Annotated in this window: 6 protein-coding genes and 1 pseudogene; 5 read left to right on the top strand and 2 right to left on the bottom strand. The window is 65.3% G+C overall.

All coding sequences use genetic code 11. From position 1 onward, the window contains the following. Nucleotides 1-344 (top strand): annotated as a pseudogene (locus tag EOD07_RS19465) (NmrA family transcriptional regulator); the annotation flags it as partial. 48 nt (nt 345-392) lie between these two features. Next, entirely contained in the window at nt 393-1,010 is a 618-nt protein-coding gene (locus EOD07_RS19460; RefSeq protein WP_127236628.1) for a dihydrofolate reductase family protein, read from the top strand. Between the two features lie 22 nt (nt 1,011-1,032). Here EOD07_RS19460 and EOD07_RS19455 read toward each other — a convergent pair whose 3' ends face one another. Together EOD07_RS19455 and EOD07_RS19450 are read right to left on the bottom strand one after the other, a co-directional pair. Then, nucleotides 1,033-1,284 (bottom strand): hypothetical protein, encoded by a 252-nt coding sequence (locus EOD07_RS19455; protein ID WP_127236627.1) that lies wholly within the window; start codon nt 1,282-1,284, stop codon nt 1,033-1,035. Nucleotides 1,285-1,434: 150 nt separating this feature from the next. Further along, complete coding sequence (locus EOD07_RS19450; protein WP_245470282.1) at nt 1,435-2,643, bottom strand: cytochrome-c peroxidase; 1,209 nt, start codon at nt 2,641-2,643, stop codon at nt 1,435-1,437. 251 nt (nt 2,644-2,894) lie between these two features. Between EOD07_RS19450 and EOD07_RS19445 the strand changes: the two genes are divergently transcribed. The 3 genes from EOD07_RS19445 to EOD07_RS19435 all read left to right on the top strand — a co-directional run bounded on the left by EOD07_RS19445 (nt 2,895) and on the right by EOD07_RS19435 (nt 5,612). Next, complete coding sequence (locus EOD07_RS19445; RefSeq protein ID WP_127236625.1) at nt 2,895-4,427, top strand: acid phosphatase; 1,533 nt, start codon at nt 2,895-2,897, stop codon at nt 4,425-4,427. A 229-nt stretch (nt 4,428-4,656) separates the two neighbouring features. Next, on the top strand, nt 4,657-5,079 hold the full coding sequence (locus EOD07_RS19440; protein WP_127236624.1) for an OsmC family protein: 423 nt from the start codon (nt 4,657-4,659) through the stop codon (nt 5,077-5,079). 5 nt (nt 5,080-5,084) lie between these two features. Beyond that, nucleotides 5,085-5,612, top strand: coding sequence for a hypothetical protein (locus EOD07_RS19435; protein WP_127236623.1), 528 nt, complete (start codon nt 5,085-5,087; stop codon nt 5,610-5,612). Nucleotides 5,613-5,817: the final 205 nt, after the last annotated feature.

The raw sequence follows: 5,817 nt of genomic DNA, 5'->3' as shown, positions 1-5,817 counted from the left end.
CCAAGGACATTGGCGAGCGCGCCGCCGCGCTATTGGGTGCCGAACATTTCCCGGCCCGGCGCGTTGTCGAACTGCATGGCGGCGGCGACTACACGCTCGAACAGGCCACCACCATCCTGGGCCGGGCGATCGGCAAGGATGTCGCCTATCATGAAGCCTCGTTCGCCGTTGCGCGGGCCGGCATGATCGCCAACGGCATATCGGCGAGTTTTGCCGACGCGCTTGGCGAGACGGCGGCAAGCTTCAACAGAGGCGAGCGCTGGGCGCTGGAAGCACCATCGGCCGAAAACGCCACGCCGACCAGCTTCGAAGCCTGGGCGCAGGCATTCGCCCGTTCGCGCTGAGCCACCCGAACATTCACGGGCAGAAATTCCAGACGAGGAGAACGACCAATGAAGAAGCTCATCCTGCAGATGCAGATGTCGGTCGACGGTTTTGTCGGCTCCGACGAGGACCGTCGCTGGCAGCTCTGGGAATGGGGCGACGACAGCGCATGGGACGAGGAGCTGAAACGGGACTTCAACGCCGTTTTCACGGCGATCGACACCATCCTGTTGAGTCGCAAGATGGCGGAGGAGGGGTATCTGGCCCATTGGGGCAATGCGGCGAGGAAATATCCGAAGGACCCTTTCTACGCCTTCGCGCAACGCATCGTCGAGGCTGAGAAGGTGGTGGCGAGCGATAAGCTCGAGGCGTCGCGCTGGGAGCGCACACGGGTCGTCAGCGGCGACCTGCCGCGCGAGGTCGATGCGCTGAAGCAAGGCGCGGGCAGCGACATCGCCGTATTCGGCGGTGCGGGCTTTGCGTCCGCGCTGATCGCCGCGGGCCTGGTCGACGAATTCCAGCTCTTCATCAATCCGGCGGTGCTGGGCAGCGGCCGCCGCATCTTCGACCAGGGTGGTTTTTCAGGCCTGAAGCTTCTCGGCTCGAAGGCCTATGCCTGCGGCATGGTGGTGAGCCGCTACGCGCCGGCGCAATCAGAGGGTGCAACCACGGCCGTGCTGCCTTGAATCAATCTGGCAGCGCGCCTTCTCAACCGCCTGTTTGGCCGTGCCTTTCCCGGATCGGCTGCGAGCCGCCTCCGCTGACGAGCCGCAGTTGCCCGGCTGGCCGGCTGGGCCGCGGCCAGGCTGCATGGTCATTGCCCGCGGCGACGAACCAGCGGGCCTCACGCCATGTCAGGCCGATAAGCACCCGCCCGGCATATTCCGCCGGCGCCCCATTGCCCGCATCGAACACCGCCCAGCTGCTCCCGGGCGGCTCCTGCACCGCGACGAACCTCATCGGAGACTCCATCTGTGAAGAGATGGGCAACATAGCAGGCGCGACTTGGCGTTCCTATGACGTGGCTCACATTGGCACACATTTATGGTGGATATCCGGACCTCGGCTGCAATCAGGCCGTGCGTCTACCGATCTCCGTAGCCATTGGCCCTACTGCCCCGCCTGGTCGGCGTCGGTCAGCGTGCCGAGGAAGGCGACGATGTCGTCGATCTCGGCGTCGGTCAGCGCCGGCTTGTCGCCGGGTTTCCTGCCGTTGAACGGTGGGTCGGTGTTGAGGTTCGGCCAGTAGGCTTTCGGCAGGTCGTCGAATTTGTCGACCATGCCATCGGCCTTCTTCGGATACCAACGCGCGGGATCGCTGTCGCGGCTGGCGTAGAAGGCGACCGCCTCGCGCAGCGTGTGGAAGTAGCCATTGTGGAAGAAGCTTTTGCGCAAGGCCACGTTGCGCAAGGTCGGCGTCTTGAACAGCCCACAATATTCCGTCCGCCCCTTGAAGTCGGTGCGCAGCGGACCGCACAGGCCAAGGTCGACATAATTAGGATCCGCATTGGCGGGGATCGCCGGATTGCGCGGCACTGCGATCGCGATCAGGCCGTAATCGGTGAATTGCGGCGGCTCACCGTCATTGGCGGGCTCGCTCAAATGGCAGCTCGCGCAATTGCCCTTCGCCTCGTCCTCGAACAGCATGCGGCCGCGCCGTTCCTGCGCCGAGAGCTGCGCCTTGCCGGCAAGGAAGGCGTCGTAACGGCTGGAATAGGGATAGAAATCGGTGCTGCTCTGCTCGAAGGTGCCGAGCGCCTCCACGGCGGCGTCGAAGGCGTCCTGAGGGTGCTCGAAGACATCGGCGCCGAAGGCAGCCTTGAAGGCATCGGCATAGGGCGCTTTGCGCAGACTGGCGACCACGGCGCCCTCGTCCTTGTTGCCCATCTCGAAGGGCGACAGCAGCGGGATCCTCGCCTGATCCTTGCCATTGTCGGCACGGCCGTCCCAGGTCAGGCCGCCGGTCGGGCCGTTGTCGACGCTCTCGTCGCCTTCATCCTCGGAGTCGTAGAAATGCTCGGTGAAGGCGGGCGCGGCCTGCAGGTAGCGCAGCGACGGCACGGCGCGAATGCCGGGCCGGTCGAGGTTAGGTCCGCCCATCTCGACGGGTGCCGCCGATGCCGGTCCGAAGGCGTGGTTGGGATCATGGCAGGACGAGCAGGCCTGCTTGCCCGAGGCCGAGAGCGACGGATCGAAGAACATCTGCCGCCCCAACGCCGTCAGCGCCTCGGCGCGGGCGAAGGCGTCCTGGCGTGACATCGGGCCGGGATGGACGCCGGAAGGCTGCGCGGTGTTGGCAGGCGCGGTCAAGACGACCATCGCGGCCGCGCCAATGGCGATCGCCTGATTTCTCCAACGTCCCATCATCTTCGGCAACATCCCTGGGTCCTTTGGCGAAGTAGGAGGCTAGTGCAACGGATTGATGACTGGCTTCCCCGCTCACGAAACCGTGTTCGGGCGCTGCGGAACTGTCACATGGGTGACAAGGCGTCGAAGTAGCTGGGCATTGATGCAGCTGCGTCCCTGCATTGCCGTCCTCCAGCCATTCCCAAGCCACGAGGCATTTCCCGATGACCCGAACCTTTCTCTCCCTTTGCCTCGCCTCCACGGCGCTGGCATCGCTCTCCGCCGCTGCTCGCGCGGCTCCTCCCGGCTATGACAAGATCGACACCGTCGTCATCATCTACGCCGAGAACCGCAGCTTCGATAACCTCTATGGCGGCTTCCCCGGCGCCAACGGCCTGGCCAACGTGTCGCCCGGCCAGGCGCGCCAGCTCGACCGCGACGGCACGCCGCTTTCCGAACTGCCGCCGGCTTGGGGCGGGCTGACCGGCAAGGGCGTCACGCCGGCGGTGACGGAGGCGCAGAGCGCGCATCTCGCCAACGCGACATTCGCGATCGACGATCCCAAAGGCTTCAACGAGGGCACCAACGTCGTCACGCACGATCTCTGGCACCGCTTCTACCAGGGGCAGATGCAGATCGACGGCGGCAAGAACGACAAGTTCGTCGCCTGGGCCGATTCCGGCTCGCTGGTGATGGGCCATTACGATGGCTCCAACCTGCCGATGTGGGCGATCGCCAAGAAATACGTGCTGGCGGACAATTTCTTCCAGGGCGCCTTCGGCGGCTCCTTCCTCAACCACTTCATGCTCGCCTGCGCCTGCGCGCCTTATTACCCGAACGCCGACACCAGCCCGGTGAAGGGCCAGATCGCCGTCGTCGAACCGGACGGCGTGACGCTGAAGCCGGCCGACAACTCACCGGCCTCCGCACTTGGCGGCGTGCCGAAATTCGCCAATGACGGCGCCATCACGCCCGACTTCTACGCCGTCAACACCATGCAGCCGCCTTACCAGCCGAGCGCCAACAAGCCGGCCGAGGGCGGCGACAAGGCACTGGCCGATCCGGCGCAGCCGACCACGCTGCCGCCGCAGCACGAGATCACCATCGGTGACCTGTTGTCGCTGAAGGGCATTTCCTGGGCCTGGTACTCGGGCGCCTGGCAGGCCGCGCTCGACGGCAAGAACGCGACGCCGGTGCCGAATTTCCAGTTCCACCACCAGCCCTTCAACTATTTCGCGGCCTATGCGCCGGGCACGGCCGCGCGCGCCGAGCACATCAAGGATGGCGGCCTCGACGGCGTCGAGTTCATCAAGGCGATCGACGACGGCAAGCTGCCGGCCGTCACCTTCTACAAGCCGCAGGGCAACCTCAACGAACATGCCGGCTATGCCGATGTGACCTCCGGCGACCAGCACCTGGCCGACCTCGTTTCGCATCTGGAGAAGAGCCCGCAATGGGCTCACATGCTGGTCGTCATCACCTATGACGAGAATGGCGGCTTCTGGGACCACGTCGCGCCGCCTAAGGCCGACCGCTGGGGCCCGGGCAACCGCATCCCGGCCTTCATCATCTCGCCCTATGCCAAGATGGGTATCGTCGACCACACCCAGTACGACACCACCTCGATCCTGCGCTTCATCACCAACCGCTACGACCTGCCGGTGCTGCCCGGCATCGTCGCCCGCGACAAGGCGCTGCGCAACAACGACCAGCCGCCGATGGGCGATCTGACCGCGGCGCTCGACCTGACGAAGTAGCGTTTCAGGACTTGGGTTCCTCGCCCCGCCAAAGGCGGGGAGAGGTGTCCGCAAAGCGGACGGAGAGGGGCCTTCGTAGGGCGCTCCCCCTCTCCGTCTCGGCTTTGCCGAGCCACCTCTCCCCCATTTCATGGGGGCGAGGAAACGCCAATCGCCCACGATCCGCGCCGACGATTGCCTCAGTGAATTCCCCTCCGCTATCAATGTCTCCAAAATTGGAGACTTCACGATGGCAGACCTGAAGATCAGGACCCGCAACACTGGCGCGCTCGCCGTCCTGCCGCCGGGCGGCCTGCCAGTGATCACCACCCCGACCGGCGGCGCCATCGACGTGGTCACGCAAGTCAGCGCTCCGGGCTTCAGCCCGCTCGACCTGCTCTATGCCTCTTTGGCCGCCTGCATGGTGCTCAGCGCACGCATCGCCGCAACGCGCCTTGGCGTCGCCGACCGGCTTGGCGAGGTAAGGGCGGATGTCACCGGCGAGAAGGCGAAGCACGAGCCATCGCGCATCGAAACGTTCACCATCAAACTGGAGATCGCCGGCGACCTCGATGCCGCTACCAAGCAGCGCATCCTGGCCGATGCTGAGGATATCTGCACCGTCTCCAACACCCTACGCGGCGCGCCGGCGTTGCATGCTACGCTGGTCTGATCGCGATGGCGCAGCTTTCGCCGATCGACTACGCGACCGCTTCCGACGAGATCCGTGCCGAGCACGACCGCGAGCTTAAGCTGCGCGGCCGCATGACCAACATGAAGCGCATCCTGCTTCATTCGCCCGCCGCCCACCGCATCTACGCCGAATGGTTCACGCTGCGCGACCTGCTCAAGCCGATGCTCGGCGACCGCGCCATCTGGCTGTTCTCGAAGGCGATTGCCGAGACGATGCGCGCCGAGATCCCCGTGACCTTCTTCCGCCGCGCCCTGATCGACAGCGGACTCGATCCCGAAGCGATAGCGCCGACCGCGGACGAGGCGCTGCTGATCGGCTTCGGCAAGGCGGTCGCCGCCGATGCCAACGCCGTTCCGGACGAAACCTGGGCCGCGCTCAAGGCGCGCTATGACGAGACGCTGCTGGTAAACCTCACCGCCTTCGCCGGCATCATGGTGGCGACCTGCGTGTTCACCAATGCGGTGAGGGTGGATCTCGACCCGGAGTTGGAGACGTATCGCAAAAAAGACTAAGGCCGAGATCCTTCGCGCGCCCCTCTGTCCTGCCGGACATCTCCCCCACAAGGGGGGAGATTGGCGGTTTCGGCGCTCCGTCCATTCCTGCGACGTTGGTGATTGGCGAAGGCCGGCGCGACAGCTGATCTCCCTGGGGGAGATGTCCGGCAGGACAGAGGGGGGGCGCTGTCCCTCCAGCTTCTCCAATGGATCTCACTCGCCT

The organism is Mesorhizobium sp. M2C.T.Ca.TU.002.02.1.1, from assembly GCF_003997225.1.
The sequence above is the reverse complement of the archived record's forward strand: the minus strand, read 5'-3'. Positions and strand labels throughout refer to the sequence as shown.